Here is a 14,163-nt window from a genome sequence, read left to right on the forward strand (position 1 = left end):
GACACCGGTGCAGGCCATCCGCACTTGCCAATAGCGTTGCGTGCCGTAGCGCGCGGTGTATGCGGAATGACGGAATTTCACCGTCCCTGCCCGCATACCTCAAGACGTCTGGACAGGCCCTCCACCAGGCCTCGAGTCAGGGTCGAGCGTCATCCCCAGGTATGACGGCGCGGTCACCGGTCCGACCGCAGGCTGCCCCCGGAACCGGAACAGCGGCTGACTACACGGCGCCGGGCCGCCGGGACGATGGGTTCATCCTTCGAAATCCCGTCCCGACAGGAGCGCCTCCCCGTGACCACGACTCCCCTCGCCGGCCGCGCCACAGCGGTGGCCGCACGCGCCACGGAGCTGTCGAAGATCTACGGACAGGGCGAGACCCGGGTGGTCGCCCTCGACCGGGTCTCCGTCGAGTTCCACCAGGCAGAGTTCACCGCGATCATGGGCCCGTCGGGATCCGGCAAGTCCACGCTGATGCACTGCGTGGCCGGGCTGGACACCTTCTCCTCCGGCTCGGTGCGCATCGGCGACACCGAGCTGGGCTCCCTGAAGGACAAGCAGCTCACGAAGTTGCGCCGGGACAAGATCGGGTTCATCTTCCAGGCGTTCAACCTGCTGCCCACGCTGACCGCGCTGGAGAACATCACCCTGCCGATGGACATCGCGGGCCGCCGCCCGGACAAGCAGTGGCTGGACACCGTCATCGCCATGGTCGGCCTGTCCGGGCGCCTGGGGCACCGGCCCTCGCAGCTGTCCGGCGGCCAGCAGCAGCGCGTCGCGGTGGCCCGCGCGCTGGCCTCCCGGCCCGACATCGTCTTCGGCGACGAGCCCACCGGAAACCTCGACTCCCGCTCCGGCGCCGAGGTCCTGGGCTTCCTGCGCAACTCGGTGCGCGAGCTGGGGCAGACCGTCGTGATGGTCACCCACGACCCGGTCGCCGCCGCCTACGCGGACCGGGTCGTCTTCCTCGCCGACGGCCGGATCGTCGACGAGATGTACGAGCCGAGCGCCGACGGCGTCCTCGACCGTATGAAGCGGTTCGACGCGAAGGGCCGGACTTCCTGATGTTCCGCACCGCCCTGCGCACCGTACTCGCGCACAAGGCCCGGCTGTTGATGACCGTGCTCGCCGTGATGCTCGGCGTGGCGTTCGTCTCCGGCACGCTGGTGTTCACCAGCACCCTCTCCGACGCGTACCAGACGAGCTTCGCCAAGGGCTTCGACGGGGTCGACGTCGCCGTCGAGCCCGAGCACCGGGAGGCCGCCGGCGACCGGGTCGGGGAGACGCCCGAGCTGACCCGGTCGCTGCTCGACCGGAGCGCGAAGGTCCCCGGCGCCGCCTCCGCGGTCGGCGTCGTGACCGGCTACACCGCCCTCGCCGACAAGGACGGCAAGCTGATCGGCGACGGCTTCCAGTCCCAGGGCGGCAACTACTGGGGCACGAAGGACCCGCGCTACCCCCTCACCGAGGGCCGGGCCCCGCACGGCACGGGCGAGGTGCTGCTCGACGCGAGGACGGCCGAGCGCGCCGGTTACCGGGTCGGCGACACCGTACGGCTCTCCGTCGACGGGCCCGTGCTGACGCCGAAGGTCACCGGCGTGTTCACCACCGACGACGGCAACGTCGCGGCCGGCGGCAGCCTCGCCCTGTTCGACACGGCGACCGCGCAGAAGCTGTTCGGCAAGCCCGGCACCTTCGACCAGATCGACGTCGAGGCCGCCCCGGGCACCTCGCAGGAGCAGCTGAAGGCCGCCCTGGACAAGGCGCTGCCGAAGGACCTCGTGGAGACCACGACGGGGCAGCAGCTCGCGGACGAGCAGGCCGAGATGATCTCCTCGCAGATGAGCGGCCTGAAGCAGGGCCTGCTGGTGTTCGCCGGGATCGCCCTGTTCGTCGGCACGTTCATCATCGCCAACACCTTCACCATGCTGGTCGCGCAGCGCACCAAGGAGCTGGCGCTGCTGCGCGCGGTCGGCGCCTCGCGCCGGCAGGTGACGCGGTCGGTGCTGATCGAGGCGTTCGTGGTCGGCACGGTCGCCGGTGTCACCGGCCTGCTCGCCGGGGTGGGCGTCGGGGCGGGGCTCAGGGGCCTGATGGGCACGCTCGGCGCGACCGTCCCGGACGGCCCGCTGGTGATCGCGCCCGGCACGGTGGCCACCGCGCTCGTGGTGGGCGTCGTGGTGACCATGCTGGCCGCGTGGCTGCCCGGCCGCCGGGCCGCGAAGATCCCGCCGGTGGCGGCGATGAGCAGCGTCCACGCCAAGGCCACCGCCAAGTCGCTGATGCTGCGCAACACGATCGGCGCGCTGTTCTCCGCGGCCGGTGTGGCGGTCGTCCTCGCGGCGACCACGATGAGCGGCTCCGACGGCCAGGCCCCGATGGGCCTCGGCGCGGTCCTGCTGATCATCGGCGTGTTCGTGCTGACCCCGCTGCTGTCGCGCCCGCTGATCGCGGCCGCCGCCCCGGTGCTTCGCGTGTTCGGCGTCTCCGGCAAGCTGGCCCGGCAGAACGCGGTGCGCAATCCGCGCCGTACGGCCGCCACGGCGTCGGCGCTGATGATCGGCCTGACGCTGATCACCGGCATGACGGTGATGGCGGGAAGCCTGCAGAAGTCCATCGACAAGATGGCCTCGGCCTCGCTGAAGGCGGACTACGTCGTCTCGATGTCCAACGGCAACACCCTGTCGCCCGACGTCGAGCGGAAGGTGAAGCGGGTCGAGGGCGTCACCGCCACCAGCCCGATGCGCAACGCGCCCTCCCGCATCGACGGCGAGACCGAGTACCTCACCGGCGTCGACGGCCCGGCCATCGGCCGGCTCACCGATCTCCCCCTCGACGAGGGCGCCTTCACGGTGTCCGGCTCCAAGGCCGTCGTCGACGACGCGACGGCCAAGGCGCACGGCTGGAAGGCCGGTTCCGCCTTCACCGTGTCCTACGAGGACGGCGCCAGGCAGCGGATGACCGTCGCGGGCGTCTACCAGGGCAACGACATGCTCAACGGCATCCTGATCGACAACACCGCGCTCGCCCCGCACCAGGACGAGCCGGGTGACATGAACGTCCTGGTCAAGACGGACGGCGGCGCCTCGGCCGCGGTCAAGGACCGGCTGGAGAAGGCCCTCGGCGACAACCCGGCGATCAGCGTCCAGGACAAGAAGGACATCTCCAACGAGATCGCGCAGATGTTCACGCTGATGCTGAACATGCTCTACGGCCTGCTCGCCATGGCCGTGATCGTGGCCGTCCTCGGCGTCATCAACACCCTGGCCATGTCGGTGTTCGAGCGCTCCCAGGAGATCGGCATGCTCCGCGCGATCGGCCTCGACCGCCGCGACGTCAAGCGCATGGTCCGCCTGGAGTCCCTGGTGATCTCCCTGTTCGGCGGTGTCCTCGGGGTCGGGCTCGGCGTGTTCTTCGGCTGGGCCGCCGGTGAACTGCTGGGCACGCGCATGGCGACGTACGAACTGGTCCTGCCCTGGGGCCGGATGGGCGTGTTCCTGCTGCTGGCCGCCGGGGTCGGCATGCTGGCCGCGCTGTGGCCGGCCCGGCGCGCGGCCCGGCTCAACATGCTCACGGCGATCAAGTCGGAGTAGCCGCACGCGAGACGGGGCCCCGCTCTCCGGGCAGGAGAGCGGGGCCCTTCGTGTGCTCAGTTCCAGGTGCGCGCCCTCAGCGGCATCCCGGAGCCGCCCGAGGCGGGGGTGCGTACGGCGAGCACCTGGTTGACGCCGATGCGGTTGTGCTCGAAGGCGAGCGCGGAGGCGGCCATGTACAGCCGCCAGACGCGGGCCCGCCCGGCCCCGGCGAGCCGGACGGCCCGCTCCCAGTCGGCCTCCAGGTTGGCGACCCAGCGGCGCAGGGTGAGGGCGTAGTGCTCGCGGATCGCCTCCACGTCCCGGACCTCGAAGCCGGCCCGCTCCAGCTGGGCGACGGTCGTGCCGACGGGCTGCAGCTCGCCGTCGGGGAAGACGTAGGCGTCGATGAACGCGTCGACGCTGTAGGAGTCCTCGTCGCTCTGCGGGCGGCGGGCGATCTGGTGGTTCAGCAGCCGCCCGCCGGGCTTCAGCAGCGCGTACAGGGTCCGGGTGTACTCCAGGTACCGCTCGGCGCCGACGTGCTCGGCCATGCCGACGGAGGCGACCGCGTCGAAGGGGCCGTCGGTGACGTCCCGGTAGTCCTGCACCCGGATCTCGGCCTTGTCGGTGAGGCCCTCCTCCGCGACGCGCTTGCGGGCGTAGGCGGCCTGCTCCTGGGACAGGGTGACGCCGACGACGCTCACCCCGTGCTCACGGGCCGCGTGGACGGCCATCGAGCCCCAGCCGCAGCCGACGTCCAGCAGGCGCTGACCGGGCCGCAGGGCGAGCTTGCGGCAGATGAGTTCGAGCTTGTCGCGCTGGGCGTCCTCCAGGCTTCCGCCGTCCTCCCAGTAGGCGCAGGAGTACACCATGGACGGGCCGAGGACGAGTTCGTAGAAGTCGTTTCCGACGTCGTAGTGGTGGCTGACGGCGCGCCGGTCGGTGCGGCGGGTGTGCAGATGGCCGGGGCGGCGCACCTCCTCGGGCGGCGGCGCGGGCGGCAGCGGCGGCCCGGCGAGTCTCAGCAGGCCCGCCGCGGCGGCGCGTACGCCGGGCTCGCGCAGCGCCTGCCGCAGGGTCCGCGCGTCCTCGCCGCGCTCCCACACCAGGCCGGACACCAGATCGAGGGCGGCGTAGAAGTCTCCCTCGACGTCGAGGTCGCCGGCCACCCAGGCGCGGGCCAGGCCCAGTTCGCCGGGCTTGAACAGCAGCCGCCGCAGCGCCCTGCGGTTGCGCACGACCAGCACCGGCGCGTCCGGAGGGCCGGCCTGCGATCCGTCCCAGACCCGGATGCGGACCGGGAGCGGAACTCCCAGCACCTGTTCGAGAAGGCTTTTCAGCCGCGGCGCGACCTCGGCCATGACACACACCTCCGTGAGATGCGATCCCGGATGTCTGACACCACGTAAACACCTGTGCGCCCGGAGGGCAGTCCCCCACGCGCGTCACGTCCGGGCAAATCCTTCGCCGGGTCACGGCAAGCGCCCGGGAACGCCGAAGGACCTCCCGCACCACGGATGGCGGGAGGTCCTTCGGGCGTGCTACGACCGTGAGGTCAGGGCCTTGAGGTCAGGGCCCTGGGGTCAGGGCCCTGGGGTCAGCGGCCCCGGGCTCAGGAGGCCTTGGCCTTCTCCTCGGTCTTCTTGGCGGCGGCAGCGGCCGGAGCCGGGGCCGGCTTGGCGGCCTCGTAGAACTCCTCGCGCGGCGTCTCCAGGGCGCCCAGGGCGACGACCTCGCGCTTGAGGAACATGCCGAGCGTCCAGTCCGCGAAGACGCGGATCTTGCGGTTCCAGGTCGGCATGGCCAGACCGTGGTAGCCGCGGTGCATGTACCAGGCGAGCCGGCCCTTGAGCTTGATCTTGAACTTGCCCAGGACGATCATCGCGACGCCCTTGTGCAGGCCGAGACCGGCGACCGCGCCCTTGTTGGCGTGGCTGTACTCCTTCTGCGGGAAGCCCCGCATTCCGGAGATCACGTTGTCGCCGAGGACCTTGGCCTGGCGCAGCGCGTGCTGGGCGTTCGGCGGGCACCAGGCGTTCTCGTTGCCCGCCTTGCGGCCGATCACGTCCGGGACCTGGGCGTTGTCGCCGGCGGTCCAGATGTAGTCGGTGCCCTTGACCTGGAGGGTCGGCTCGGCGTCCACGTGACCGCGCGGGCCGAGCGGCAGGCCGAAGCGGGCGAGCGCCGGGTTCGGCTTGACGCCGGCGGTCCACACGATCGTGTTGGAGTCGACCTCGAGGCCGTTCTTCAGCACCACGTGGCCGTCGACGCAGGAGTCCATCGAGGTGGAGAGGTAGATCTCCACGCCGCGGCTCTCCAGGTGCTCCTTGCCGTACTGGCCGAGCTTGGGGCCGACCTCGGGCAGGATCTTGTCGGCGGCGTCGACGAGGATGAAGCGCATGTCCTCGCGGGACACGTTCTTGTAGTACTTGGCCGCGTCGCGGGCCATGTCCTCGACCTCACCGATGGTCTCCGCACCGGCGAAGCCGCCGCCGATGAAGACGAAGGTGAGCGCCTTGCGGCGGATCTCCTCGTCGGTGGTGGAGTCGGCCTTGTCGAGCTGCTCGAGGACGTGGTTGCGCAGGCCGATGGCCTCCTCGATGCCCTTCATGCCGATGCCCTGCTCGGCGAGGCCGGGGATCGGGAAGGTGCGGGAGACCGCGCCGAGGGCGATCACCAGGTAGTCGAAGGGCAGCTCGTACGCCTCGCCGACCAGCGGGGCGATCGTGGCGACCTTGCGGTCCTGGTCGATGGTGGTGACCCGGCCGGTGAGCACCTCCGCCTTGGGCAGCACGCGTCGCAGCGGGACGACGACGTGGCGCGGGGAGATGCTGCCGGCGGCGGTTTCGGGGAGGAAGGGCTGGTAGGTCATGTACGACCGGGGGTCGACGACCGTGACGGTCGCCTCGCCGTAGCGCATCTTCTTGAGAATGCGCCGAGCTGCGTACAGGCCTACGTACCCACCGCCTACTACGAGGATCCTGGGACGCTCCGTGGTGCTCATGCCATCGAGTATCCACCCGCCCCAGGGGGGTTGCTCGTGCGCCCCTTCACAAGCTTCTCCGAGGGTCGTGTTACACTCCGCGGCTCGCGTGATCTTGGACACGCTGCGGATCGGGAACCGGGCGGTGGCCTGGAACGTTGTCCATACCGCGTGAGCTGCCTCTCCGGGCCTCGGAAACCGTCGTGAGGCCCCCGTCGGCCCCGTGGGCACCCCTCTCGGGTAAGACGGCCCGTCTCGCATTCGAAGGCCCCGAGGGTGCCCTGAACGGCCTATCGGAGGCCCTCCAGCCCCCTTCGGGACCGAATTCCTTGTGAAGAACTTCACGAACTTTTCCGACGCGGCGTCATCGGACAGGCCCCGGAGGGGCCCGAAGCGGCCTCCGAGGCGCTCATACGACGCCCTGACCTGCTCAACAGAGGTACCGGGCGGCAAAAGGCGGGCCCGGTGGAGCGCCGCCGGAGGCACCGGCGGCGCTCAGGGTTTCGGTTCCGGGTTCGGTCCGAGTTCCGGCCGACTACCGGCTTGCTTCCGGCCGGCTTCCGGCCGCGGTCGGCCGCGGGGCGCCGAGCGCTACCTGCCGGGGCCCGGCCTGTCGGTGCCGTAGCCCTCCTCGGTGTCGCCGTCGGTCATGCCCGTGTCGTTCTCGATGCGCTCCTTGCGCACCTGCCCGCGCACGGTCTCCTCCTCGGTGTGCTCGTCCGTGGTCAGGCGGACGCGCTCCTTCGGCACGACCTCGGTCTCGACGACCGGCCGCTCCTCGTGCAGGACGACCTCGTGTTCGGCCTCGGTGATCTCCGGGCCGGACAGGGCGGCGTCACGGTTGGCGTCGGTGATGGGCTCCCGCTCGACGCGGACCTCCTCGTGCCGCAGCGGGACGGTGTACTGCTCCTCCTCGGTCACGACGTACTTGCGCAGCCGGGCACGGCCCGTCTCGCGCCGCTCGACGCCGACGTGCATCTCTTCCTCGGACCGCGTCATGGCGTCGTCCTGGTGGCCGGCGCTCTCGCGCCCCGCACGCGCGCCGGCCGCCGCACCGGCTCCCGCACCCATGGCCGTTCCGCCGGCGCCCATGCCGGTGGTGTCCCCGCCGGTACCCATACCGGTGCCGGTGCCCATGCCGGTGGCGTCCCCGCCGGTACCCATACCGGTGCCGGTGCCCATGCCGGTGGCGTCCCCGCCGGTACCCATACCGGTGCCGGTGCCCGTGGCCGCCGCCGTGCCCGCCGCGCCTCCGGTGCCCCCGTGCGCCCAGCCGCTCTCGCCGGGTTCGTTGGCGCGGGCCCAGGACTCGTCCCAGCTCATGCCGTAGTACTCGTAGAGCCGGTGCTCCTCGGTCGCGGACAGATGGCCGCCGGCGTCGACGTCCACGTGAGGGGCGTCCTTGACCTTGCTCTTGGAGTACGGGACCTCGATGTGGTCGTCCACCAGCGAGGCGTCGCGGATGGGCACGAAGGACTCGCTGGTGCCGAACATGCCGGTCTTCACCGACGCCCACTCGGGGCGCCCGGTGGCGTCGTCGAGGAAGACGTGCTTGGCCTCACCGATCTTCCTGCCGTCCTCGTCGTGGACCGCGTGGTCCAGGACTGCGGGAATCTGCTCTTTGGTGATCATGCTCGTTTCACCCTTCTCCGGGAGCGGTTCCCTTGGCGGGTTGACACCACAAAAGGGGCGAAACTACACACGAGCCACAAAGGGCACATTCTTTCCGTAAGTGCTGCCGCTGCACTTCAGAGGAGTACTGTCACGCGACCGACCAGGCGATGCCGTCCAGGATGTCGTGCTCGCTGACCACGACCTCCTCCGCGCCGGTCCGCTCCATGATCGACAGCAGCACCAGCGCGCCCGCGGCGATCACGTCGACCCGGCCCGGATGCATGGCCCCGATCGCCGCCCGCTCGGCGTGCGTGGAGCGCAGCAGCCACTCGGTGATCTCGCGGACCCGGTCCCGGGAGATCCGCGAGTGGTGGATGGCCGCCGAGTCGTACTCGGGCAGTTCCTGCGCGATCGCCGACACGGTCGTCACCGACCCGGCCAGGCCCACCAGCGTGCGCGCCTCGCGCAGCGGCACGGTCTGCTCGGCGAGGTCGAGCGCGGCCTCGATGTCGGCGCGCATGGCCGCGACCTGCGCCCCGGTGGGCGGGTCGGTCACCTCGCCGTCGTGCACCAGGTGCCGCTCGGTCATCCGCACACAGCCGACGTCCACGGAACGGGCGGCCCGGACGTGCTCGTCACCGACGACGAACTCGGTGGAGCCGCCCCCGATGTCCACGACGAGGTAGGGCCGGGGCAGGTGGTCGTGCTCGGCCAGCTCCCTGGTCGCCCCGGTGAAGGAGAACTCGGCCTCCTGCTCGCCGGTGATGACCTCGGGCTCGACGCCCAGGATGTCCATGACCCCGCGCACGAACTCGTCGCGGTTCTCGGCGTCCCGGGAGGCGGAGGTGGCCACGAACCGCAGCCGCTCGACGCCGTGTTCCTTGATGACGGCCGCGTACTCGCGGCAGGCGGCGAAGGTCCGCTCCAGTGCCTCGGGCGCCAGCCGTCCGGTGCGGTCGACGCCCTGTCCGAGCCGCACGATCGTCATACGGCGGTCCAGCTCTACGAGTTCGGCGGTGGCACCCGCGCCGTCGGCGCCGTCGGACACGGTGCAGTCGGCGACCAGCAGGCGGATGGAGTTCGTACCGCAGTCGATGGCGGCGACCCGGGTCACTGCTCCCCCTCCTCGGTCTTCTCGGGCAGGGTCACGCAGGCGCCCTTGCTCCACCACTGGGGCAGCATGGCGAGGGCCTCGTCGCCGAGCGGGTTCACGCCGGGGCCCGCGGCCAGCGAGTGGGCGACCAGGACGTGCAGGCACTTGACCCGGTCCGGCATGCCGCCGGCGCTCGGGAAGTTCTTCAGCTCCTCGATCTCGTCGCGGCGCCGGATGTAGTCCTCGTGCGCGGCACGGTAGGCCGCGGCGAGCTCCGGGTCGGACTGGAGGCGCTCGGTCATCTCCTTCATGACGCCGTTGGCCTCCAGCGTGCCGATGGCCGAGTTGGCCTTCGGGCACGTCAGGTAGTACAGCGTCGGGAAGGGGGTGCCGTCGGGCAGCCGGGGGGCCGTCTCGACGACGTCGGGCTGGCCGCACGGGCACCGGTGCGCGATGGCGCGCAGCCCGCGCGGCGACCGCCCGAGCTGCTGCTTGAAGGCCTCGACGTCCGCGTCGGTGGGCTCGGTACGCGGAGTGGTCGGCGGGGGCGTTTCCATGCCTGTCTTTCTCTGGTGTCTTTCGCTGGAGGTCGTGCGCAGGCGGTCTCTCACCGGCCGGAGGCGTCGGCCTTGTCGACGCCGTCCCAGACGTTGGAGTACCAGGGGCGGTCGGCCGCCCCGTGGTCGGCGCGGGACTGCTCGGCCGCGTCCGGGTCGACGACGATGTAGCCGGTCTCCCCGGGCATCACATAGTGCAGCCGTTCGCGGATCCGCTGCTCGGCGTACGCGTCGTCCTGCCACCGCGCCTTGAGGTCACGCAGTTCCTCGACGCGTTCCCGGGCCTGCCGCTGCTGCCGCTCCATGTCGGCGATCTCGGCGCGCTGGGCGACGTACTGCCGCATCGGATAGGCGAGGGCGACGATCAGGGAGCAGACCACCAGGGCGAGCAGCGCGGCCCGGCCGGTGAGCCGGGAGCGGCGCGCCTGGCGCCGGGTCTGGGAGCGGTAGACGCGGGCCGCGGTCTGCTCGCCGAGCAGCCGCAGTCTGGTCGCGGTGGAGAACCGGTCCCGGTCCTTCACGGCCATGTTGCCCGCCTCCCGTTCACGCGCGTACGTCCCCGCACACGGTACGGGACCGAGTACGGGGACGTACGTACGACGCTGCCTGTCAGGCCGCCTTCAGGGCGCGGTCGGCCCTGCCGGCCGCCGGTCGGGCCGCCGGTCGGGCTGTGGTCAGCCCTTGAAGCGCGGGAAGGCGCTGCGGCCGGCGTACACCGCGGCGTCGTCGAGGATCTCCTCGATGCGCAGCAGCTGGTTGTACTTGGCGACGCGCTCGGAGCGGGCCGGGGCGCCGGTCTTGATCTGGCCGCAGTTGGTGGCGACGGCCAGGTCGGCGATGGTGACGTCCTCGGTCTCGCCGGAGCGGTGGGACATCATGCACTTGAAGCCGTTGCGCTGGGCCAGCTCGACGGCGTCCAGGGTCTCGGTGAGCGAGCCGATCTGGTTCACCTTCACCAGCAGGGCGTTGGCGGCGCCCTCCTCGATGCCGCGGGCCAGGCGCTCGGGGTTGGTGACGAACAGGTCGTCGCCGACGAGCTGGACCTTGTCACCGAGCTTGTCGGTGATGGTCTTCCAGCCGTCCCAGTCGTCCTCGAACAGCGGGTCCTCGATGGAGACCAGCGGGTAGGCGTCGACCAGCTCGGCGTAGTACTCCGTCATCTCGGCGGCGGAGCGGTTCTTGCCCTCGAAGACGTACGAGCCGTCCTTGTAGAACTCGGACGCGGCCACGTCCAGGGCGAGCGCGATCTGCTCGCCGGGGGTGTAGCCGGCCTCCTTGATGGCCTCGAGGATGAGGTCGAGGGCCTCGCGGTTGGAGCCGAGGTTCGGGGCGAAGCCGCCCTCGTCGCCGAGACCGGTGGCCAGGCCCTTGCTCTTCAGGACCTTCTTGAGGGTGTGGTAGACCTCGGCACCCCAGCGCAGGGCCTCGGAGAAGGACTCCGCGCCGATCGGGGCGATCATGAACTCCTGGATGTCCACGTTGGAGTCGGCGTGCGAGCCGCCGTTCAGGATGTTCATCATCGGCACCGGCAGCAGGTGCGCGTTGGGGCCGCCCAGGTAGCGGAACAGCGGCAGGTCGCTGGCCTCGGAGGCGGCGTGGGCCACGGCGAGCGAGACACCGAGGATGGCGTTGGCGCCGAGCGAGCCCTTGTTGTCGGTGGCGTCCAGGTCGAACATGGCCTGGTCGATCAGGCGCTGCTCGGTGGCGTCGTAGCCGACGAGCTCCGGGCCGATCTGCTCGATGACCGCGAGGACGGCCTTCTCGACACCCTTGCCGAGGTAGCGGTTCGAGTCGCCGTCGCGGAGCTCGATGGCCTCGAAGGCGCCCGTGGAGGCGCCGGACGGGACGGCGGCACGACCCGTGCTGCCGTCGTCGAGGCCGACCTCGACCTCGACCGTGGGGTTGCCTCGGGAGTCCAGGATTTCCCGGGCTACGACGACGTCGATGGACGGCACGAGCATCTCCTTCGTGGATGTGACGCTTTTGAGCAGAACCGCGGGTGGCTCTGCGAGACGAGCCTAACCGGCTCCGGGGGATCGGCCAGCCGATCGCCCACCCCGTGGACGGAAACCGAGCGTAAATTGTTTCCGAACGGAACAAACGGGCGGAGGTGAGCTCGTCCGTGCACCGTCGCGCCCCCTCACCGCCGGGCGCGGCCCACCCCGGCGATGACCCCGGCGATGATCCCGGCGACGGCCCCCGGGCATGGCCCCGCCCCGGTGCGTACGGGGGAACACGCACCGGGGCGGGGAGCCAGGGGGGGAGAGCGCCGACTACTTGAGGTGCAGCTGCTGACCCGGGTAGATGAAGTCGGCGTCGTCGATGATGTCCTTGTTCAGCTCGAACAGCTTCTGCCAGCCACCCTTGACGTGGTGCTTCTCGGCGATCGAGCTGAGGGTGTCGCCCTTGACGACCTTGTACTCGCCGTCGCCCTTCTCGACCTTCTTGCCGGTCGGCGTGGTGACGGTCTTCTTCGCGGCCGGGCGCTCCTGCGAGCGGGAGGCGCTCTGCTGCTCGGTCTCGCGGGTGGGGGCCGGGGCGGGGGTGCTCTCCTGCGTGGCGGTGCTGCCGGAGTCCGCGGAGCCGCCGTTGTACGGAGTGCTGGACAGGCCCACGCCGCAGACCGGCCAGGCGCCCTTGCCCTGGCCCGCGAGGACCTTCTCGGCGATCTCGATCTGCTGGGACTTGCTGGCCTGGTCGGCCGTGGCGGCGTACTGCGTGCCGCCGTACGCGGCCCAGGTGGAGGCGGAGAACTGCAGACCGCCGTAGTAGCCGTTGCCGGTGTTGATGGACCAGTTGCCGCCGGACTCGCACTGGGCGACGGCGTCCCACTCGGAAGCGGTGGCGGCGGAGGCGTTGCCGGCCGCCATGAGCGGGGCGGCGACGGCGGCGCCGGTCACACCGGCGATGGCGATGGCGCGAGTGGCCTTGTTCGGACGACGGTGCTTGCCCTTGCCGGAAAACAGCATGGAAGATCCCCTCACCGACGCCTGCGAGGTGAGCTGTCGGGTTCGGGCCGGTTGAGTTGCCCGGCCGCGGCTCTCACGAGCTGCGGCTTCACCCCAAGCCGGTTCCGGTGTCGAGTTTCCTCAACCCCCGGACCCGGCGCTTACCTTGGGTCCCCCGCTCCTGCCTACGGCGCTTGACGCGACGACTGTTCCCGGGCGGCCACTGGCAGGATTCGGCGTGTGTGGCTGCCGGGGCTCGTGTTGGCGAGCGGTCACGACCGTAGACAGGCGATCGGCGGATTTTCAAAGACGATCAGGGCTTCTGAGACTCATCCCACAGTTTCGCCAAACCGGACATATGGCGGCGAACCATGCGTGAACTCCCGCTACTTTTCGCCCGGTTCGACCCCTACAGCAAGCGTCTGACCGGGCAGGATGAGGTTCGGATCGGTACCGACCGTCTGCTGGTTCTCGGCATACAGCTCCGACCATCCGCCCTGGAGTCCAAGGGAGTCGGCGATGCCCCACAGGCTGTCGCCGGCCCGCACGGTGTACTCGCCGTCGGCCGCATCCCGTACGACCGCGCCGCCGCGCGAGGCGTGACGCGCCGTGGAATCGCCCGTACGGCCGTCCGCCACGTCCTCCCCGACACCCTCGTCGGCGCTGTCGCCGCGGTGCCGGCCGGTGCCCGTGTCGGCGTCAGCGTCGGCCGAAGAGGTACCACTCTGGCCGGACTTGTCCGAGTCGTCCTGGAGGTTGCCTGTGGCGGAGCTGTCGGACTCCGGCGAAGCGGCACCCGCGTCCCGGCTCGAGCCGGAGTCCGCATCAGGCGAAGGGTCCGCTTTGGTCGTATTTCTCTGATTGCCCTGCTCGTCCTGACCGTCGCTCCCTGTCGAGCCGTTAGACGACGAGGGCGACGAGGAAGACGACGGGGAGGGGAGCAGAGGGGAGGAGTCGGAGGAACCGGAGGAACCGGACGACTCGGACGATCCGGGGGTGTCGATCAGGCCGCCCAGACCCGAGGAGGCGTCCTCGGAGACTCCGGTGTCGACGTCGGCCGGCGCCGAGTCCTCGCCGAGGCCCGAGAGCGGGCCGCAGGTGGGCCACGCCGTGACGCCCTGGTCCGCGAGGACGCGCTCGGCGACGGCTATCTGCTGCTGACGGCTGGCCTGCTCGGGGCTCGGGGCGTAGTCCAGGCCGCCGTAGGTCTCCCAGTCCGTCTGGGTCAGCCGCAGGCCGCCGAAGTGGCCGTAGCCGTCGTACGCGCTCCAGGCACCGCCCGTCTCGCACTCCGCGACCCGGTCCCAGGTCGTACCGTCCGCCGCGTTCGCGCCCGAGGCGCCGAGCAGCGGGATCGCGATGGCGGAGCCGGTCACTCCGGCTGCGACGAGGAGAG

11 protein-coding genes and 1 riboswitch are annotated in these 14,163 nt (G+C 70.9%); of the genes, 2 read left to right on the forward strand and 9 right to left on the reverse strand.

Going from position 1 to position 14,163, the window contains the following annotated elements; all coding sequences use genetic code 11:
- Positions 1–291 precede the first annotated feature (291 nt).
- Positions 292–1,062: an ABC transporter ATP-binding protein gene (locus ACIGXJ_RS20450; protein ID WP_399647191.1), complete on the forward strand. Its 771-nt coding sequence runs from the start codon at positions 292–294 to the stop codon at positions 1,060–1,062.
- Positions 1,062–3,590 carry an ABC transporter permease gene (locus ACIGXJ_RS20455; RefSeq protein ID WP_399647194.1) on the forward strand — a complete coding sequence of 843 codons (2,529 nt, stop codon included), beginning with the start codon at positions 1,062–1,064 and terminating at the stop codon, positions 3,588–3,590. The genes ACIGXJ_RS20450 and ACIGXJ_RS20455 overlap by 1 nt, the downstream gene beginning before the upstream one ends.
- Before the next feature lie 56 nt (positions 3,591–3,646).
- On the opposite strand, the gene ACIGXJ_RS20460 is transcribed toward ACIGXJ_RS20455, so the two are convergent.
- The 9 genes from ACIGXJ_RS20460 to ACIGXJ_RS20500 form a co-directional block, all read right to left on the reverse strand.
- Complete coding sequence (locus tag ACIGXJ_RS20460) at positions 3,647–4,933, reverse strand: class I SAM-dependent methyltransferase (RefSeq protein WP_399647196.1); 1,287 nt, start codon at positions 4,931–4,933, stop codon at positions 3,647–3,649.
- 251 nt (positions 4,934–5,184) lie between these two features.
- Entirely contained in the window at positions 5,185–6,576 is a 1,392-nt protein-coding gene (locus ACIGXJ_RS20465; protein WP_399647198.1) for an NAD(P)/FAD-dependent oxidoreductase, read from the reverse strand.
- A gap of 570 nt (positions 6,577–7,146) precedes the next feature.
- Positions 7,147–8,187, reverse strand: coding sequence for a PRC and DUF2382 domain-containing protein (locus tag ACIGXJ_RS20470; RefSeq protein ID WP_399647200.1), 1,041 nt, complete (start codon positions 8,185–8,187; stop codon positions 7,147–7,149).
- Between the two features lie 130 nt (positions 8,188–8,317).
- On the reverse strand, positions 8,318–9,283 hold the full coding sequence (locus ACIGXJ_RS20475) for an exopolyphosphatase (RefSeq protein WP_399647202.1): 966 nt from the start codon (positions 9,281–9,283) through the stop codon (positions 8,318–8,320).
- Positions 9,280–9,819 (reverse strand): DUF501 domain-containing protein, encoded by a 540-nt coding sequence (locus ACIGXJ_RS20480; RefSeq protein WP_399647205.1) that lies wholly within the window; start codon positions 9,817–9,819, stop codon positions 9,280–9,282. Before ACIGXJ_RS20480 ends, ACIGXJ_RS20475 begins: the two co-directional genes overlap by 4 nt.
- 50 nt (positions 9,820–9,869) lie before the next feature.
- Positions 9,870–10,346: a septum formation initiator family protein gene (locus ACIGXJ_RS20485; protein ID WP_399647207.1), complete on the reverse strand. Its 477-nt coding sequence runs from the start codon at positions 10,344–10,346 to the stop codon at positions 9,870–9,872.
- 147 nt (positions 10,347–10,493) lie between these two features.
- Positions 10,494–11,774 (reverse strand): phosphopyruvate hydratase, encoded by a 1,281-nt coding sequence (eno, locus tag ACIGXJ_RS20490; RefSeq protein ID WP_399647209.1) that lies wholly within the window; start codon positions 11,772–11,774, stop codon positions 10,494–10,496.
- Positions 11,775–12,092: 318 nt separating this feature from the next.
- Positions 12,093–12,788 (reverse strand): transglycosylase family protein, encoded by a 696-nt coding sequence (locus tag ACIGXJ_RS20495; protein WP_399647212.1) that lies wholly within the window; start codon positions 12,786–12,788, stop codon positions 12,093–12,095.
- A 3-nt stretch (positions 12,789–12,791) separates the two neighbouring features.
- Positions 12,792–12,970, reverse strand: a riboswitch (cyclic di-AMP (ydaO/yuaA leader).
- A gap of 183 nt (positions 12,971–13,153) precedes the next feature.
- Positions 13,154–14,143: a transglycosylase family protein gene (locus ACIGXJ_RS20500; RefSeq protein ID WP_399647215.1), complete on the reverse strand. Its 990-nt coding sequence runs from the start codon at positions 14,141–14,143 to the stop codon at positions 13,154–13,156.
- Positions 14,144–14,163 lie beyond the last annotated feature (20 nt).

The organism is Streptomyces sp. NPDC053367 (genome assembly GCF_044545925.1).
GTDB lineage: Bacteria > Actinomycetota > Actinomycetes > Streptomycetales > Streptomycetaceae > Streptomyces.

What these genes read in the sequence shown, in the direction of transcription:
- ACIGXJ_RS20455 (WP_399647194.1), top strand. Translation starts at nt 1,062, where the DNA reads ATGTTCCGCACCGCCCTGCGCACCGTACTCGCGCACAAGGCCCGGCTG.
- ACIGXJ_RS20460 (WP_399647196.1), bottom strand. Translation starts at nt 4,933, where the DNA reads ATGGCCGAGGTCGCGCCGCGGCTGAAAAGCCTTCTCGAACAGGTGCTG.
- ACIGXJ_RS20465 (WP_399647198.1), bottom strand. Translation starts at nt 6,576, where the DNA reads ATGAGCACCACGGAGCGTCCCAGGATCCTCGTAGTAGGCGGTGGGTAC.
- ACIGXJ_RS20470 (WP_399647200.1), bottom strand. Translation starts at nt 8,187, where the DNA reads ATGATCACCAAAGAGCAGATTCCCGCAGTCCTGGACCACGCGGTCCAC.
- ACIGXJ_RS20480 (WP_399647205.1), bottom strand. Translation starts at nt 9,819, where the DNA reads ATGGAAACGCCCCCGCCGACCACTCCGCGTACCGAGCCCACCGACGCG.
- ACIGXJ_RS20485 (WP_399647207.1), bottom strand. Translation starts at nt 10,346, where the DNA reads ATGGCCGTGAAGGACCGGGACCGGTTCTCCACCGCGACCAGACTGCGG.
- ACIGXJ_RS20495 (WP_399647212.1), bottom strand. Translation starts at nt 12,788, where the DNA reads ATGCTGTTTTCCGGCAAGGGCAAGCACCGTCGTCCGAACAAGGCCACT.